This is a genomic window from Gallaecimonas kandeliae, from assembly GCF_030450055.1.
In the GTDB taxonomy this organism is placed as follows: domain Bacteria; phylum Pseudomonadota; class Gammaproteobacteria; order Enterobacterales; family Gallaecimonadaceae; genus Gallaecimonas; species Gallaecimonas kandeliae.
On the sequence record NZ_CP118480.1, the window covers coordinates 1,918,442 to 1,933,099 of the forward strand.

At 60.5% G+C, this 14,658-nt stretch carries 15 protein-coding genes; 5 read left to right on the forward strand and 10 right to left on the reverse strand.

The genetic code is table 11. The annotated features are described in order from the left end of the window. Nucleotide 1 precedes the first annotated feature (1 nt). From PVT67_RS09340 to PVT67_RS09355, 4 genes are read right to left on the reverse strand one after another with little or no spacing between them, the layout of a single operon-like run. Nucleotides 2-253: a DUF3862 domain-containing protein gene (locus PVT67_RS09340; protein ID WP_301493182.1), complete on the reverse strand. Its 252-nt coding sequence runs from the start codon at nt 251-253 to the stop codon at nt 2-4. A gap of 40 nt (nt 254-293) precedes the next feature. Beyond that, nucleotides 294-1,061: an SAM-dependent methyltransferase gene (locus tag PVT67_RS09345; RefSeq protein ID WP_301493183.1), complete on the reverse strand. Its 768-nt coding sequence runs from the start codon at nt 1,059-1,061 to the stop codon at nt 294-296. After that, the gene (locus tag PVT67_RS09350; protein WP_301493185.1) at nt 1,058-2,818 is read right to left on the reverse strand and encodes a diguanylate cyclase; all 1,761 of its coding nucleotides are present in this window, start codon (nt 2,816-2,818) and stop codon (nt 1,058-1,060) included. The genes PVT67_RS09345 and PVT67_RS09350 overlap by 4 nt, the downstream gene beginning before the upstream one ends. A gap of 4 nt (nt 2,819-2,822) precedes the next feature. After that, nucleotides 2,823-3,035 carry a hypothetical protein gene (locus tag PVT67_RS09355; protein WP_301493186.1) on the reverse strand — a complete coding sequence of 71 codons (213 nt, stop codon included), beginning with the start codon at nt 3,033-3,035 and terminating at the stop codon, nt 2,823-2,825. A 162-nt stretch (nt 3,036-3,197) separates the two neighbouring features. On the opposite strand from PVT67_RS09355, the gene asnS reads away from it, so the two are divergent. The 3 genes from asnS to PVT67_RS09370 all read left to right on the forward strand — a co-directional run bounded on the left by asnS (nt 3,198) and on the right by PVT67_RS09370 (nt 7,064). Next, complete coding sequence (gene asnS, locus PVT67_RS09360; RefSeq protein ID WP_301493187.1) at nt 3,198-4,598, forward strand: asparagine--tRNA ligase; 1,401 nt, start codon at nt 3,198-3,200, stop codon at nt 4,596-4,598. A gap of 87 nt (nt 4,599-4,685) precedes the next feature. Continuing rightward, nucleotides 4,686-5,279, forward strand: a complete 594-nt coding sequence (locus PVT67_RS09365) for a LemA family protein (protein WP_301493188.1) — start codon at nt 4,686-4,688, stop codon at nt 5,277-5,279. A gap of 3 nt (nt 5,280-5,282) precedes the next feature. Continuing rightward, a complete protein-coding gene (locus PVT67_RS09370; RefSeq protein ID WP_301493189.1) occupies nt 5,283-7,064 on the forward strand; it encodes a M48 family metallopeptidase in 1,782 nt (593 codons plus the stop codon). A gap of 40 nt (nt 7,065-7,104) precedes the next feature. On the opposite strand, the gene cyoE is transcribed toward PVT67_RS09370, so the two are convergent. The 5 genes from cyoE to cyoA form a co-directional block, all read right to left on the reverse strand. After that, nucleotides 7,105-7,965 carry a heme o synthase gene (gene cyoE / locus PVT67_RS09375; protein ID WP_301493190.1) on the reverse strand — a complete coding sequence of 287 codons (861 nt, stop codon included), beginning with the start codon at nt 7,963-7,965 and terminating at the stop codon, nt 7,105-7,107. A gap of 65 nt (nt 7,966-8,030) precedes the next feature. Beyond that, nucleotides 8,031-8,369, reverse strand: coding sequence for a cytochrome o ubiquinol oxidase subunit IV (cyoD, locus tag PVT67_RS09380; protein ID WP_301493191.1), 339 nt, complete (start codon nt 8,367-8,369; stop codon nt 8,031-8,033). Further along, nucleotides 8,369-8,983, reverse strand: coding sequence for a cytochrome o ubiquinol oxidase subunit III (cyoC, locus tag PVT67_RS09385; RefSeq protein WP_419181011.1), 615 nt, complete (start codon nt 8,981-8,983; stop codon nt 8,369-8,371). Before cyoC ends, cyoD begins: the two co-directional genes overlap by 1 nt. Nucleotides 8,984-8,986: 3 nt before the next feature. Then, nucleotides 8,987-10,966 carry a cytochrome o ubiquinol oxidase subunit I gene (gene cyoB / locus PVT67_RS09390; RefSeq protein WP_301493192.1) on the reverse strand — a complete coding sequence of 660 codons (1,980 nt, stop codon included), beginning with the start codon at nt 10,964-10,966 and terminating at the stop codon, nt 8,987-8,989. Nucleotides 10,967-10,968: 2 nt separating this feature from the next. Continuing rightward, nucleotides 10,969-11,886: a ubiquinol oxidase subunit II gene (gene cyoA / locus PVT67_RS09395; protein WP_301493193.1), complete on the reverse strand. Its 918-nt coding sequence runs from the start codon at nt 11,884-11,886 to the stop codon at nt 10,969-10,971. 344 nt (nt 11,887-12,230) lie between these two features. Between cyoA and PVT67_RS09400 the strand changes: the two genes are divergently transcribed. Beyond that, nucleotides 12,231-13,121, forward strand: a complete 891-nt coding sequence (locus tag PVT67_RS09400) for an aldo/keto reductase (RefSeq protein WP_301493194.1) — start codon at nt 12,231-12,233, stop codon at nt 13,119-13,121. Here PVT67_RS09400 and PVT67_RS09405 read toward each other — a convergent pair. Next, nucleotides 13,118-13,561, reverse strand: a complete 444-nt coding sequence (locus PVT67_RS09405; protein ID WP_301493195.1) for a YbaY family lipoprotein — start codon at nt 13,559-13,561, stop codon at nt 13,118-13,120. The two genes, PVT67_RS09400 and PVT67_RS09405, sit on opposite strands and share 4 nt — an antisense overlap. 163 nt (nt 13,562-13,724) lie before the next feature. Between PVT67_RS09405 and PVT67_RS09410 the strand changes: the two genes are divergently transcribed. Then, complete coding sequence (locus PVT67_RS09410) at nt 13,725-14,657, forward strand: TAXI family TRAP transporter solute-binding subunit (protein ID WP_301493196.1); 933 nt, start codon at nt 13,725-13,727, stop codon at nt 14,655-14,657. Nucleotide 14,658 lies beyond the last annotated feature (1 nt).

Consider the following 14,658-nt stretch of genomic DNA (forward strand, 5'->3'; position numbering starts at 1 on the left):
TTTAGAAGCCTTCGCGGCTGTAGACAGCGACAGTGTCCCCCAGGAACTGGACACTGATCACCTTGCTGCCGCTCTTCCATTGGCAGGATTGGGCCTTGAGTACGGCGTCGCCGCAGCTGTCCGCCTTACCGAGGATGCTTTCCACCTCGCTCCTTTTCATACCGACCTTGAGCTTGTCGTAATTTTCCACTGTGATCTTGGAGCAAGCCGCCAGGGTGGCGACCAATGCCAGGGGGAGCAACCAACGTTTCATGCCATATCTCCTTGATAAAACATGCACAAGCATAACCGCCTTACTGCAGGGGCTCCAGCCGCTGCAGCCAGAATTCGTCCCGCTCTAAAGGCGCTGTTAAGGGAGGCACGACCAGGGTTGTGATCTGGGCCGTCTGGGCCCTTGGTAGATCCTTCAGCGCCAGGCGCTGTGCCCGAAAGTCCTGTATCGGCAGTTGGGCCGCCTCGTAGAGGATCACTTCATGGTCCGGCGGATAGTACTGGCTGAGCTTTTCCACCAGCAGGGCCAGCTTGGCTTCCTGGGTGTCGAAGCGCTTGAGGCTCAGATCGCCGCAGATCCCCACCTGCCAAAGCAGCAGCAGGGCGGAAGGGTCTATCTGGCGCTTGAAGACGAGGAACTGGGTGGCCTCCATGCTGGCCACGCCGCGCTTGCCGGGATCCAACCCCAGATCGGCATAGAGGCAGGCCTCGGCGGAGATGCCGGGATCCATACGGGCCTCAAGCCCCAGCGCTCGGGTGGCCTGGATGGCCATATGGGGCACGTCGGCGAAGATCCCCGGATGGCCATAGAAGACACAGCAGACCTTAAAGCCCTGCCTCACTTCCGCCATGATGAGGTCACGCATGTCCTGGTAGGCCAGCTTGCGGGACTTGTCCCGCCCGTAACAAGGATGCAGGGAAACCAGATCGGGCCTTACCGTCTTCAACCACTCCAGCGCCACCCCGTCAACCAGCACCAATACCTTGTCGGCATTCTGTATTTCAGACAGGGCGCGCTCGCTGACATGCTGCCCCAGGGTGATCCCCAGGCCCACTATTACCAGGCTCATGACGTCTCCACGGATTTTTCCAGAATCTCAACGCTGCTGTAGCCCTTGTCCTGGGCTTTGACCAGCGCCTGGGCCACCTTATGCAACCCCTCTTCCAGGTTATGGCAGCCCGGCAGCGCCTCGACGATACCGAAACTGACCGACAGCAACAGGTCCAGGTGGGCATCATCCCCGGCCGGCCCCCGGCCCTGGCAGTTGCGCACCAGCTCGCGGGCCCCGGCCTTGTCCTTGCCCGGCAGTACCAGCAGGAACTCGGCACCGCTGGTGCGCCCCACCTGATCCCTCTTGCCCAGTTGGGCCTTGAGGCAGGAGGCAAAGCGTTTCAGGGCCTTGTCCCCTGTCTCCAGGCCGTATTGGCGGTTGAGCAGGTGGAACTCGTCGACGTCGGCCACCACCAGGGTCAGCGGCTCGTCCTTGGCCTTGGCCTCGTCAAAGAGCAACTTGGCCCGCTCCAGCAAGGCCGAACGGGTCAAGACGCCGGTCAGGTTATCGGTCTGGGACAGCTTGACCAGGCCCCTTTGCTGCCTGTTGTTGCGGATAAGGACGGCGGCCAGCATCAGGCAGAGGCCTCCAGCCCCCAACAGCCCCTGGATCACCAGCCAGAGCCGCTGCCGGCCATTGTTGTCCTTGAGGGTCAGCAGCTTGTTTTCCTTCTCTAGGAGGGCGATTTTCTGGCGCTGGCTGTCGACATTGAGCTTGGCCTGCAGGTAGGCCATGCGGCTGCCCTTGGCTTCTTCCAAGCCGGCCTTGGCCGCCTTGAGGTAATTGTCCTGGTACTTGATCATGGCGTCGTAGTCGCCGCCTTGGCGAGCCAGCTTGGCCAGCAAGTGATAGAGCAGTTGTTGTTCCTGCCACTGGCGGTCCCCCCCCGCCAACAGGGCCAGGGCCCGCTTGGCCCAGTTATTGGCCATGCTCTCGTCGCCCATGGCATCGAAGCTCTCGGCGATGCCGATGGCGGCGCCCAGCTGACCGTCCTTGTAGCCGGCATCGTCATAACCGTTCTGGGCCGACATGAAGGCGGCCAGGGCGGCCTTGGTATCTTTCTTTTCCAGGTAATAACGGCCCATGAAATCCTGGGCCTCGCTGACCATCACGGGCCCACCGACTCCCTGACAGAGGCTGAGTTGCTTCTGCTTTTCCCTAAAGGCCGCTTCCATGTCGCCCTTGATGGCGTAGACGGCGGCCAGGGCATTCTGGGCCACACATTGCCAGTAGGGCGCCGCATCCTTGGCCAGGGCGATGTCCTGTTTGGCGTGGCTGAGGGCGGCGTCATAGTCCCCGACCCTGCTGTACATGCGGGAAATGATGAGCTGGTATTCCAGCTTGGGCTGGAGCTCGGTGAGTTGGGGATAGAGGTCGGTGGCCGCCAACAGGTACTGGACACTCTGGCCGAAGTCGTCCTGGATCTCCGCCATCTGCGCCAGCAGGTAGTAGGCGCGCATCTTCTTGTTGGCATCCAGGCCGGGATCTCGCAACAGGGATTCCAGGCTCTCCCTGGCCTCCTGGTACTGTCCCTTGAGGGCCAGCTGATGGGCCACCAGCAGCTGGTAGCGCCGGCTTTCATCCTGGTTGAACTGGGCCTGCTCATTGGCAAGCTCGGCCAGCAGCGCCTGGGCCTTGGTGGGATCTTTTAAACGCAGTTGCTCAGCCTGGCTGAGCTGGGCATCGATGCCTGAAACTGGCGCCTGATCCGCCAGGCAAAAGTGGGGCAAGAGCCCCACCAATGCCAGACAGCAGAACCGGCGCCAGAACGGCAAGATGTTATTCCTCGTACGTAACGATGATGGAATCGATCATGTTGACGTTGTCCGAGCCCGCCAACAGCTTGACCTGTTCCGTATCGCCGGCCAGGAGTGCATCTTTTTCCTCGTCGGACAGGCCCGTCTTGGCCAATACGCCTTTGGGATCCCGTTTGTAGGCTTCGGCCAAGGCGGCATCGCTTCCCAGTTGCTTCAAAAAGTCCAGCAAGGTCATCTTTTACACTCCTGTTTCAAAAATGAAAAAATGGAACACTCGCCTCTAATGTAACCCATTTTGCCGCGGTGTAAATTGCCCCCTGCTGAGCCTTGTCTTGGGCCACCGTGCAGGTATGATGTCTGCTCCTTATCAGAAGTTGAGCCAACAAAGGAAAAAGGCATGACGCAAGCGTCGGTAAAAGCGGTACTGGCCGGTGAGTTCCCGGTAGGTACCGAAGTGCAGGTTAAAGGTTGGGTGCGCACCCGCCGGGATTCCAAAGCCGGGATCTCTTTCGTGGCTGTCTATGACGGCTCCTGTTTCAATCCCCTGCAAGCCGTCGTGCCCAATTCGCTCAGCAATTACGAAGACGATGTGAAGCGCCTCACCGCCGGCTGCTCCGTGGTGGTGACCGGCAAGGTGGTGGAATCCCCGGCCTCCGGCCAGGCCTTCGAACTGGAGACCAGCAGCCTCGAAGTGCTGGGTTGGGTCGAGGATCCCGACACCTACCCCATGGCGGCCAAGCGCCACAGCATCGAGTACCTGCGGGAAGTGGCCCACCTGCGTCCGCGCACCAACCTCATCGGTGCCGTGTTCCGGGTCCGCAACAGCCTGAGCCAGGCCATCCACCGCTTCTTCCACCAGAACGGTTACTTCTGGATGGCCAGCCCCATCCTGACCGCCTCCGACTGCGAAGGCGCCGGCGAGATGTTCCGGGTCTCCACCCTGGACATGGCCAACCTGCCCCGCACCGACAAGGGTGAGGTGGACTACGGCCAGGACTTCTTCGGCAAGGAGACCTTCCTGACCGTATCCGGCCAGCTGAACGCCGAGACCTACGCCTGTGCCCTCGGCAAGGTCTACACCTTCGGCCCCACCTTCCGCGCCGAAAACTCCAACACCAGCCGCCACCTGGCGGAGTTTTGGATGGTGGAGCCGGAAGTGGCCTTTGCCGAACTCAAGGACGTCGCCCAACTGGCCGAAGACATGCTGAAGTTCGTGTTCAAGGCGGTGCTGGAAGAGTGCCCTGACGACATGGCCTTCTTCGCCGAGCGCGTCGACAAAGACGCCGTCAGCCGCCTCGAGAAGATGATCGAAGCCCCCTTCGTGCGCATGGATTACACCGACGCCATCGAGATCCTCAAGAACTGCGACAAGCAGTTCGAGTTCCCGGTGGAATGGGGTGTGGATCTGCAGTCCGAGCACGAGCGCTACCTGGCCGAAGAGCACGTGGGTGCCCCCGTGATCCTGCAGAACTACCCCAAGGACATCAAAGCCTTCTACATGCGCCTCAACGACGACGGCAAGACGGTGGCGGCCATGGACGTCCTGGCTCCCGGCATCGGCGAGATCATCGGCGGATCCCAGCGTGAAGAGCGCTTGGACGTGCTGGATGCGCGCCTCGAAGAGATGAAGCTGCCCAAGGAAGATTACTGGTGGTACCGGGACCTGCGCCGTTACGGCACTGTCCCCCACGCCGGTTTCGGCCTCGGCTTCGAGCGCCTGGTGTCCTACGTGACAGGGGTGCAGAACATCAGGGATGTCATTCCCTTCCCCCGCTCACCGGGCAACGCCAAATTCTGATACAAAAAACCCCGCGCCAGCGGGGTTTTCTTTTTAGGCTCAGGGTCAGTAAAGTGACCCTAACTGTCTCACAAGGATGAAAAAACAATGACTGCTTTGATAGTACTCTTGGTGATCGTCGCCGTGCTGGTGTTCTGGCTGGTATCCATCTACAACCAGTTGGTGACACTGAAGGCCCGTTTCGAGAACGCCTTTTCCCAGATCGAAGTGCAGCTCAAACGCCGTTACGATCTGATCCCCAACCTGGTGGAAACGGCCAAAGGCTACCTCAAGCACGAGAGCGAGACCCTGACCAAGGTCACCGAAGCCCGCAACCAGGCCCTGGCCTCGCTCAAGGCCGCCGCCGCCCACCCTGGCGATGCCGGAGCCATCAATGCCCTGGGCCAGGCCGAGCGCCAGCTGACCACCAGCCTCGCCGGCTTCAACCTGCAGGTGGAGGCCTACCCCGAACTCAAGGCCAACCAGAACATGATGCAGCTGAGCGAGGAGCTGACCGCCACCGAGAACCGGGTCGCCTTTGCCCGTCAGGCCTTCAACGACGCCGTCACATCCTACAACATCTACCGCAAGTCCTTCCCCAACGTCATGGTGGCCAACAATTTCGGCCACACCCAGGACGGCTCCCTGCTGGAATTCGAAGACAGCGCCGCCATCCAGGCCGCCCCCAAAGTCAGCTTCTAAGCCGTGGACTTTTTCAGCCACCAGGATCAGGCCAGGAAGAAGACCACCCAGCTGCTGGTGCTCTTCATCCTGGGTTTGCTGCTGCTCTCCTTGGTCACCGCCGCCCTTCTGGGTTTTGGCCTGAGGGCCGAGCAGCAGCAGGGTGAAGCTCCCCTGCCTCTGCTCAGCTGGAGCCTCTACGGCTGGGTGACGGCCGGTATCGGCACCGCCGCCTTCCTGGCCGCCTTCGTCAAGTACATGAGCCTGCGCGGCGGCGGCCGCAAGGTGGCAGAAGCCCTGGGCGGGCGCCGGGTCAGCCCCCATACCCAGGATCCTGACGAGCGCAAGCTGCTGAACGTGGTGGAGGAGATGGCCATCGCCGCCGGTATGCCGGTGCCCCCCGTCTATCTCCTCGACCAAGAGCCTGGCATCAACGCTTTCGCCGCCGGCTTCACCGTCAATGACGCCGTCATCGGCGTCACCAGGGGCGCCGTGGAGCAATTCGACCGGGCCGAGCTGCAGGCCGTCATCGGCCACGAATTCAGCCATATCTTCAACGGCGACATGCGCCTCAACCTGCGCCTGGTGGCGCTGCTGTTCGGGCTGCTGTTCGTCGGTGAGCTGGGCAGGCTGTTGCTCTACAGCGGCGGCTCCGGCCGCAACAAGAAGGACGGCAACAGCATCGCCCTGCTGGGCCTGGGGCTGGTGATCATGGGCTATCTCGGCGTGCTCTGGGCCCGCATCATGCAGGCGGCCATCAACCGGCAGCGGGAATACCTGGCGGACGCCTCCTCGGTGCAATTCACCCGCCTGCCGGACAGCCTGGCTTCAGCCCTCAAGAAGGTGGGTGGCCATGCCCAGGCCTCGGTGATGCTGGGTGACGGCGTCCAGAACTACAGCCACCTCTTCTTCGGGCCGGCCCTGACGGCCCAGTTCGCCGGCCTCTTGGCCAGCCATCCGCCCTTGGCTGATCGCATCCGCCGCCTGGAGCCAAACTGGGACGGCCAGTACATCCGCTCCACCCCCAACCACGGCGAGACGGTAAGCCCCAGGGTCAAGCGCAGCGCTGCCCCTGAGGCGTTAGTACAGGCGGGAGTGGCCTTGGCCGCCCTGCCCCAGGCGCTGATCGAGTCCAGCCGCGATCCCCTGGACGCCTGCTACCTGATGTTCGCCCTGCTGCTCGATGACAACGAAACCGTGCGGGAGCGGCAGCTGGCGCTGCTGGCCAAGCCGCAACTGGCTCTCTACCACCACAGGCAACTGGGCCAGCTGCAAGAAGGCCAGCGGCTGCTCTTGGTGGAAAAGGTGCTGCCCAGCCTCAAGGCCATGTCCGACGACCAGTACCGGATCTTCCGGGATCTGCTGATGAAACTGGCCCAGGCCGACGGCAAGCTGGATCTCTTCGAGTGGCTGCTCTACCGACTGGTTGACCATCACCTTGGCCGCCAGTACCACAAGCGGGTGGAACCCAAGGTGCGCTTCAAAAAACTCAGTGCCCTGGAGCCCGAAGCCCTGCTGCTGCTCTCGGCCCTGGCCTGGCAAAGCGGTAGCCAAGAGAAAGCCGAAAGGGCCTTCGGCATGGGGACTAACAGCATGGGCCTTTACAGCGGCCAGCTGCTGGATAACCCCGAGCCCAGCCAGCTTGGCGCCGCCCTCAACAAGCTGCAGGAGGCCAGCGAGCCGGTGCGCCAGCAGTTTTTGCGCGGTGCCTTGAAGGCGGTACAGCAGGACGGGGAGATAACCCCGCGGGAGGCGGAGTTCTTCCGGGTATTGGCGGTCTGCCTGGATTGCCCAATAGCCCTATGAAAAAAGGCGCCCTAGGGCGCCTTTTTACTTTTTTCCACACTTAAACAGCGACAGTCGCGTCGATGGACATCATCAAGCTCAGCAGGGTCACCGTCAGGATAGAGAAACCGAACACCTTGCGCGCCCAGCTGACATCATCCTGGGCCTTGTAGCCGCGCACGGCCAGGCACAGCCAGTACCCCCCCAGTACCATGGCCGCAGCCAGGTAGAAGTAACCGGTATAGCCGGTGAGGGTCAGGGCCAGGCTGGCCATGACGAACAGCACTATGTAGGCGACGATGTGGTGCTTGGCCACCAAGATCCCCTTGGCCACCGGCAGCACCTTGATGGAAGCGGCCGAGTAGTCCTTGAGGCGGAAGATGGCGATGGCGTAGGAGTGCGGCATCTGCCAGAGGCTGAAGATGAGGAACAGGATCCCGGCCCCCAGATCCAGCTGGTTGGTCACGGCCACGTAGCCCGCCAGGGGCGGCGCCGCGCCGGAGAAACTGCCGATCAGGGTGCCATGCACCGAGTTCCGCTTGAACAGCAGGCTGTAGAAACCCACGTAGATCACCAGGCCACCAAAGGCTACGCCCACCGCCAGCAGGTTGCTGGTGAGGTAGAGCGTGGTGAGGCCCACTATGCCCAGCCACTGGGCGTAGATCAGGGCCAAGCCCAGAGGCATTTCGCCTTGGGCAAGCACCCTGGTGCGGGTCCTTTCCATCTTCTTGTCGATGTCCCTGTCGATACAGTTGTTCAACACGCAACCGCAGGCCACCACCAGGGAGACCCCCACCAGGGTGCCGACCAGGGTAACCCAGTCAAAAGTGCCCTTGGCGGCCAGGAAGAAACCGCCGGCAACGGAAATCAAGTTGCCGAAAATGATCCCTGGCTTGGTGATGGTAATGAACTTCTTAATCATGGGATGCACCGGTTAAGGGTGGAAAAAAGGGGGCAGCGTCGCTGCCCCCTGTTGGCCCTGGGGCCTTACATGCCGGGCATGGTGAGACCGTAGAGGTACCACATGATCCAGACGGAACCGGCGATCAGGATGAGCGCGATCAGGATCGTGAAGACGAAGGCGATCACGTTCCACTGCTGCTCGGAGCTGGTGTTCATGTGCAGGAAGTAGACCAGCTGCACCAGCACCTGGGCCAGGCCCAGCACCACCATGGTCACGATGGCGACGGTGGGGGAAACCACGCCGGGGAACATCACCATGCCGAAGGGGATCACTGTCAGGATGATGGACAGGATGAACCCGTTCAGGTAGGTCTTGAAATCACCGTGGCTGGCGCCGGCGGCGGTATGGGAATGTCCGCTCATTAGATAACCCCCATCAGGTAGACGACGGTGAATACGCAGATCCAGACGATGTCCAGGAAGTGCCAGAACAGGCTCAGGCACTGCAGACGGGTGCTGTTGACGTCGGTCAGGCCTTCACGGGCAACCTGAACCATCATCAGTACCATCCAGACCAGACCGCAGCTCACGTGGAAACCGTGGGTGCCGACCAGGGTGAAGAAGGCAGACAGGAAGGCGCTGCGATCCGGACCCATCCCCTCTTCGATGAGGTGGTGGAACTCGTTGATTTCCATGCCCACGAAGCCCGCGCCCAGGAGCGCGGTGACGACCAGCCAGAAGATGGTCTTCTGCTTGTTGCCGGCGTGTACGGCCAGCATGGACAGACCGCTGGTAAAGGAGGAGACCAGCAGCAGGAAGGTTTCGACCAGCACATAGGGCAGTTCGAAGATGTCCTTGCCGCTGGGGCCGCCGGCGGTATGGGTGTAGAGCACCGCGTAGGTCGCAAACAGGGTCGCGAACAGGACGCAGTCGGTCATGATGTAGATCCAGAAGCCGAAAACCTTCAGGGCTCCTGCATCGTGATGCTCATGGTCATGAGCATCGACGTTGAGTACTTCACTCGACATGTTAGACATGGCTTACCCCTGTACTGCTGCAAGCTGTTCGTGATTGGCACCTTCGATGCGCTCGATTTCGTCAACCTGGACGTAGTAGTCCACGTCCTTGACGAAGGAACGTACGATGACGGTGCCGAGGATGCCCAGGGCGCTGACGGCGGCCATCCACCAGATGTACCAGATCAGGGCGAAGCCGAGGGTCAGGCTGAACAGGCCAATGAAGACACCGGCAGCAGTGTTCTTAGGCATGTGGATAGGTGCATAGGAAGCCGGCTTGGCGTACGCGGTGCCCTTCTCTTTCTCGTCATACCAGGCGTCCACGCTGTGGACGTGCGGGGTGGTGGCGAAGTTGTAGAAAGGCGGCGGAGAGGAGATGGACCACTCCAGGGTACGGGCGTTCCACGGGTCACCGGTCAGGTCGCGGTTCTGCTCACGTTGACGGAAGCTGACGTAGAGCTGGACCACCTGGAAGATGATACCCAGGAAGATGACGGCGGCACCGACCACGGCAACGTTCAGCCAGGGAGTCCAGGCCGGGTTGTCATAGTGGTTCAGACGACGGGTCATGCCCATGAAGCCCAGGGCATACAGCGGCATGAAGGCCAGGTAGAAGCCGGTGAACCAGCACCAGAAGGCGGCCTTGCCCAGCTTGTCGTTGAGCTTGTAACCGAAGGCTTTCGGGAACCAGTAGGAGAAGCCTGCCAGGTAACCGAATACCACGCCGCCGATGATGACGTTGTGGAAGTGGGCGATCAGGAAGAGGCTGTTGTGCAGCAGGAAGTCAGCGCCGGGAACAGCCAGCAGTACGCCGGTCATACCACCGATGGAGAAGGTGATGATGAAGCCCAGGGTCCACATGACAGGGGCGGTGAATTCCACACGGCCACGGAACATGGTGAACAGCCAGTTGAAGATCTTCAGACCGGTCGGGATCGCGATGATCATGGTAGCGATACCGAAGAAGGCGTTGACGTTGGCGCCGGCGCCCATGGTGAAGAAGTGGTGCAGCCATACGACGAAGGACAGCACAGTGATGGCTACGGTGGCGTAGACCATGGAGTTGTAACCGAACAACGGCTTGCGGCTGAAGGTGGAGATCACCTCAGAGAAGACACCGAAGGCCGGCAGGATCAGGATGTACACCTCGGGGTGACCCCAAGCCCAGAAGATGTTGACGTACATCATCGGGCTACCGCCCAGGGCATTGGTGAAGAAGTGGAAATCCAGGTAGCGGTCGAAAGTCAGCAGGGCCAGACAGACGGTCAGCATGGGGAAGGCGGCCATGATGATGACGCTGGTACAGAGGATGGTCCAGGTGAAGACCGGCATCTGCATCAGTTTCATGCCAGGGGCGCGCATCTTGATGATGGTGGTGAAGAAGTTCACACCGGTCAGCAGGGTACCGAGGCCCGATATCTGCAGCGACCAGATGTAGTAGTCGACACCGACCCCGGGACTGAAGATCTTCTCGGACAGCGGCGGATAGGCTACCCAGCCGGTCCTGGCGAATTCACCTACACCCAGGGAAATGTTGACCAGGGCCACACCCACCAGGAACAGGTAGAAGGAAATGCTGTTCAGGAAGGGGAAGGCCACGTCACGGGCGCCGATCTGCAGCGGCACGACGATGTTCATCAGGCCGACCATGAAAGGCATGGCCATGAAGATGATCATGATGACGCCGTGGGCGGTGAAGATCTGGTCGTAGTGCTCGGGGGGCAGGAAGCCCTTGGCACCGTCGTGAGCCACGGCCAGCTGGGAACGCATCATGATGGCGTCAGCAAAGCCGCGGATCAGCATCACCAGGGCGACGATGATATACATCACCCCGATCTTCTTGTGGTCAACGGAGGTGAGCCACTCTTTCCAGAGATAGCCCCATTTCTTGTAATAGGTCAGAGCGGCCACCAGGGCCAGACCGAGGACCGCAACCACTGCCAATGTGCACATGACAATCGGCACATGAAACGGTATTGCGTCCCAAGTTAATTTTCCAAACATCGTTATTCCTCAGCGCCCATTTCTTCAGCCATCTCGTGCTTGCCTTCATGGTGCATCTGGCCTTTGGCAGAGCCGTGCATGATGCTGGCAACGATTTGGTCGTACATCTGCGGCTTAACAGCAGAGAAGTATTCCACCGGGTTGTTCTCGCTCGGCTTCAGCAGCTTTTGATAGCTGGCATTGTCGAGCACCGCGGAACCTGCTTTGACCTTGGCCACCCAGTTGTCGAAGTCCTGGTCGGTGGGGGTCGCAATGGCGCTGAACTTCATGTCGGAGAAGCCAGCACCGCTGTAGTTGGCGGAGAGGCCGGCATAGGTGCCCGCTTCATCAGCCTGCAGGTGCAGCTGGGTAGTCATACCGGCCATGGCGTAGATCTGGCCGCCCAGTTGCGGAATGAAGAAGGAGTTCATCACTGTGCCCGAGGTGATCTCGAACTTGACGGGTACACCCTTGGGGAATACCAGTTCGTTGACAGTGGCGATCTTCTGTTCGGGGTAGATGAAAAGCCATTTCCAATCCAGGGAAACCACTTGGATGGTCATCGGCTTCTTATCGGAGTCCAGGGGACGGTAGGGATCCAGCTCGTGGCTGGATTTCCAGGTCAGCACCGCCAGGATGGCGATGATGATGAGAGGAATACTCCAGACGGTCGCCTCGATGGCGGTGGAGTGGTTCCACTTGGGAAGATAGGTAGCTTTGGTGTTGGAGGCGCGGTAACGCCAAGCGAATGCGATGGTCATGATAATGACGGGAACCACTACCAGCAGCATCAGCCAGGTCGCGGTCAGGATCAGGGATTTTTCGCCCTGGCCCACAGGCCCTTTCGGGTCCAGCAATACCATGTTGTCACACCCAGCCAATAAGAATGCACCGCCAAGCGATAGCATCTTAACCAGACTGGTTAACCTCTTATTTTTCATATCATAACCTCACCTCAAATGACTGCCTCGAGGAACACGGAAGCTCGCTACGGGGGGCTGGCGTTCTAATTATTAGCCGCGGAATGTACCAAGAAATTCCCCTGGATTTCCAGTGGAAAAGGGAACTTTTGCCTGGGAATGCCCCCAGTGGTACAAAAAAGGATAACTCGAGGTAAAATTCGTTAACGCACGGTAAATTTCGGGGCTTGCGGAAGGCCTTTTCGCGCAATATACAACCAACCACGGTTTAAAATTTGACCGTTTTCGTCTTGTCAACTTTGTTAATTGAGCACCTCCTCTTAAGTTGGCACACTCTGTCCCCTAATCCACATTTTGGAGTCGTGATGGCTGTCGAAATCGCCCCCAATGGTCCCCTGCTCTCCCCCATCGTCGCCGGCATGTGGCGCCTCAACGACTGGCGGCTCAATGTCCAGGCCAGGGTGCGTTGGCTTGAAGAGGCCCTGGCCCTAGGGGTGACCAGCTTCGACCACGCCGACATCTACGGCGACTACGGCTGCGAGGCGCTGTTCGGCGAGGCCCTCAAGGCGGCGCCCCACCTCAAGGGCCAGATCCAAGTCATCAGCAAGTGCGGCATCCGCCTCAAGGGCAAGGCCCACCCTTACCTGGTCAATCATTACGACACGTCCGCCGCCTATGTGCGCGCCCAGGTGGACGCGTCACTGAAACGGCTCGATGTGGAACGGCTGGATCTACTGCTGATCCACAGGCCCGACTACCTGATGGATGCGGCCGAGCTGGCCGAGTCTTTCCACGCTTTGAAAAAGGAAGGCAAGGTGGCCCACTTCGGGGTGTCCAACCACAGCGCCAGCCAGTTCGAACTGCTGGACCGCCAGTGGCCCTTGGCCACCAACCAGCTGGAGTTGTCGGTGCTGGAGCACAAGGCCCTGGACGACGGCACCCTGGAGCAGTGCCAGGCAAAAAGGATAAGGCCGATGATCTGGTCACCCTTGGGTGGCGGTAGGCTCTTCACCGGCAAGGACGCCCAGGCGCTGAGGGTGCGGGCCTTGCTGGAAGCCCTGGCAAAAGATTATGGGGTCTCACCGGCGACTTTGGCCTATGCCTGGATCTTGCGCCACCCCAGCAAGCCGCTGCCGCTCACCGGCTCAGGACGCATTGCCGCCGTCAAGGAAGCGGTTGACGCCCTGAAGGTGGACCTCAGCCGCGAAGACTGGTACCGGCTCTGGGTGGCCTGTCGCGGCCACGACGTACCCTAGGGCTTCGGCTTGACCCTGACCAGCTCCAGCTGGATAAGGCTGATCCCGAAGGGTTCTACCGTCACCTCTTCGGGGGTGGCGAAGGCCAGGGTGCCGTCCGGAACCCGGATCTCGGCGCTCAGGCCATAGTGGTGGCCTTTCTGGATGCTGTTGGGGTTCATGCTGAGTTGGAAGGGGATGGGTACCTGGCCGTCAACCGCCACCTGATCTTCCGCCAGGGGTTTGCTGTTCGGGTCGTCGAGGTCCCGCATCCAGACTCTGGCCTTGCTGCCTTGCGGCAGGGCAATACGCTCCTTGTAGCTCATCATCCCCTTGAGGGTCAGGGCCGCCTTCTCGAAAGTCGCCTCCGACTCGTCGTCTCCCTGGGGTGAGCAACCCGGCAACGCCGACAGCGGCAAAAACAGGCACAACAACAGCCAGGGTTTTCTTAAGCTCTTCATCTTACAGGCCTCTGGGTAAGACAACCGTTAAGTTGCGCAACGCGACCATTAAGCTAAACCGTCCTGGCGGCCGGGGTAAAGCGCATTAAACTAAAGTCTCACAGACAAATAGCCAGATCTTCATAAACTGGCAGAGATCACAATACCCAGAAGGAAATCCACTATGACCCCCTGGTTGAAACGCGCCCTGGTGACCCTGTCTTTCGCCGTGGCCCTGCCCGCAGCTGCCGCCAATTACACCATAGGCACAGGTAGCCAAAGCGGCACCTACTATCCCTTTGGCGGCATGCTTGCCAAAGTCTGGAGCGAGAACATCGACGGCTTCAACATGCGCGCCGAAGTCACAGCCGCTTCCGTCGAGAACATCATCAAGGTGGCCGCCGGCCAGCAGCTGGCCGGTATCGCCATGGGCGACTCAGTAGTCGCCGCCATCAAGGGTGAGCCGCCCTTCCGCCGCCCCGTGGACGTGGCCGTGCTCTTCGCCCTCTACCCCAACGTGGTGCAGTTCATGGTGCCGGCCAATTCAGACATCCATTCCGTGGCTGATCTGAAAGGCAAGAAGGTGTCGGTCGGCGCCCCCGGCTCAGGTACCCGCGTTGGCTCCACCGCCATCCTCAAGGCGCTGGGCATCAACGACGGTGACTACAAGGCCCAGAGCCTGAACTACACCGCCACCACCGAGGCCCTGGCCAACGGCCAGATCGACGCCGGTGTCATCATAGGCAGTGCCGGTGTCGGCGCCATCACCGAGCTGGCCCTGACCCGCGACATCCGCATCCTCTCCTTCAGCAAGGACGAGCTGGCCAAGATCCACGAGGCCCTGCCCGCCTATGCCGGCATGGACATCCCCGCCAACACCTACAACAAGGTACCGGCCTTCACCGCCCCCGCCGTCTGGAACGTGCTGGTGGTGAAGAAGGACATGGATCCCAAGCTGGCCGGCGAGATGCTCAAGACCGCTTTTGCCAACATGGACAAGATCCAGAACGTCATCGCGGATGCCAAGAACACCACCATCGCCAATATCGACAGGCTGCAAGGCGTGCCGCTGCATCCGGCCAGCGTCGCTTTCATGAATGAGATGAAAGGCAAGTAAG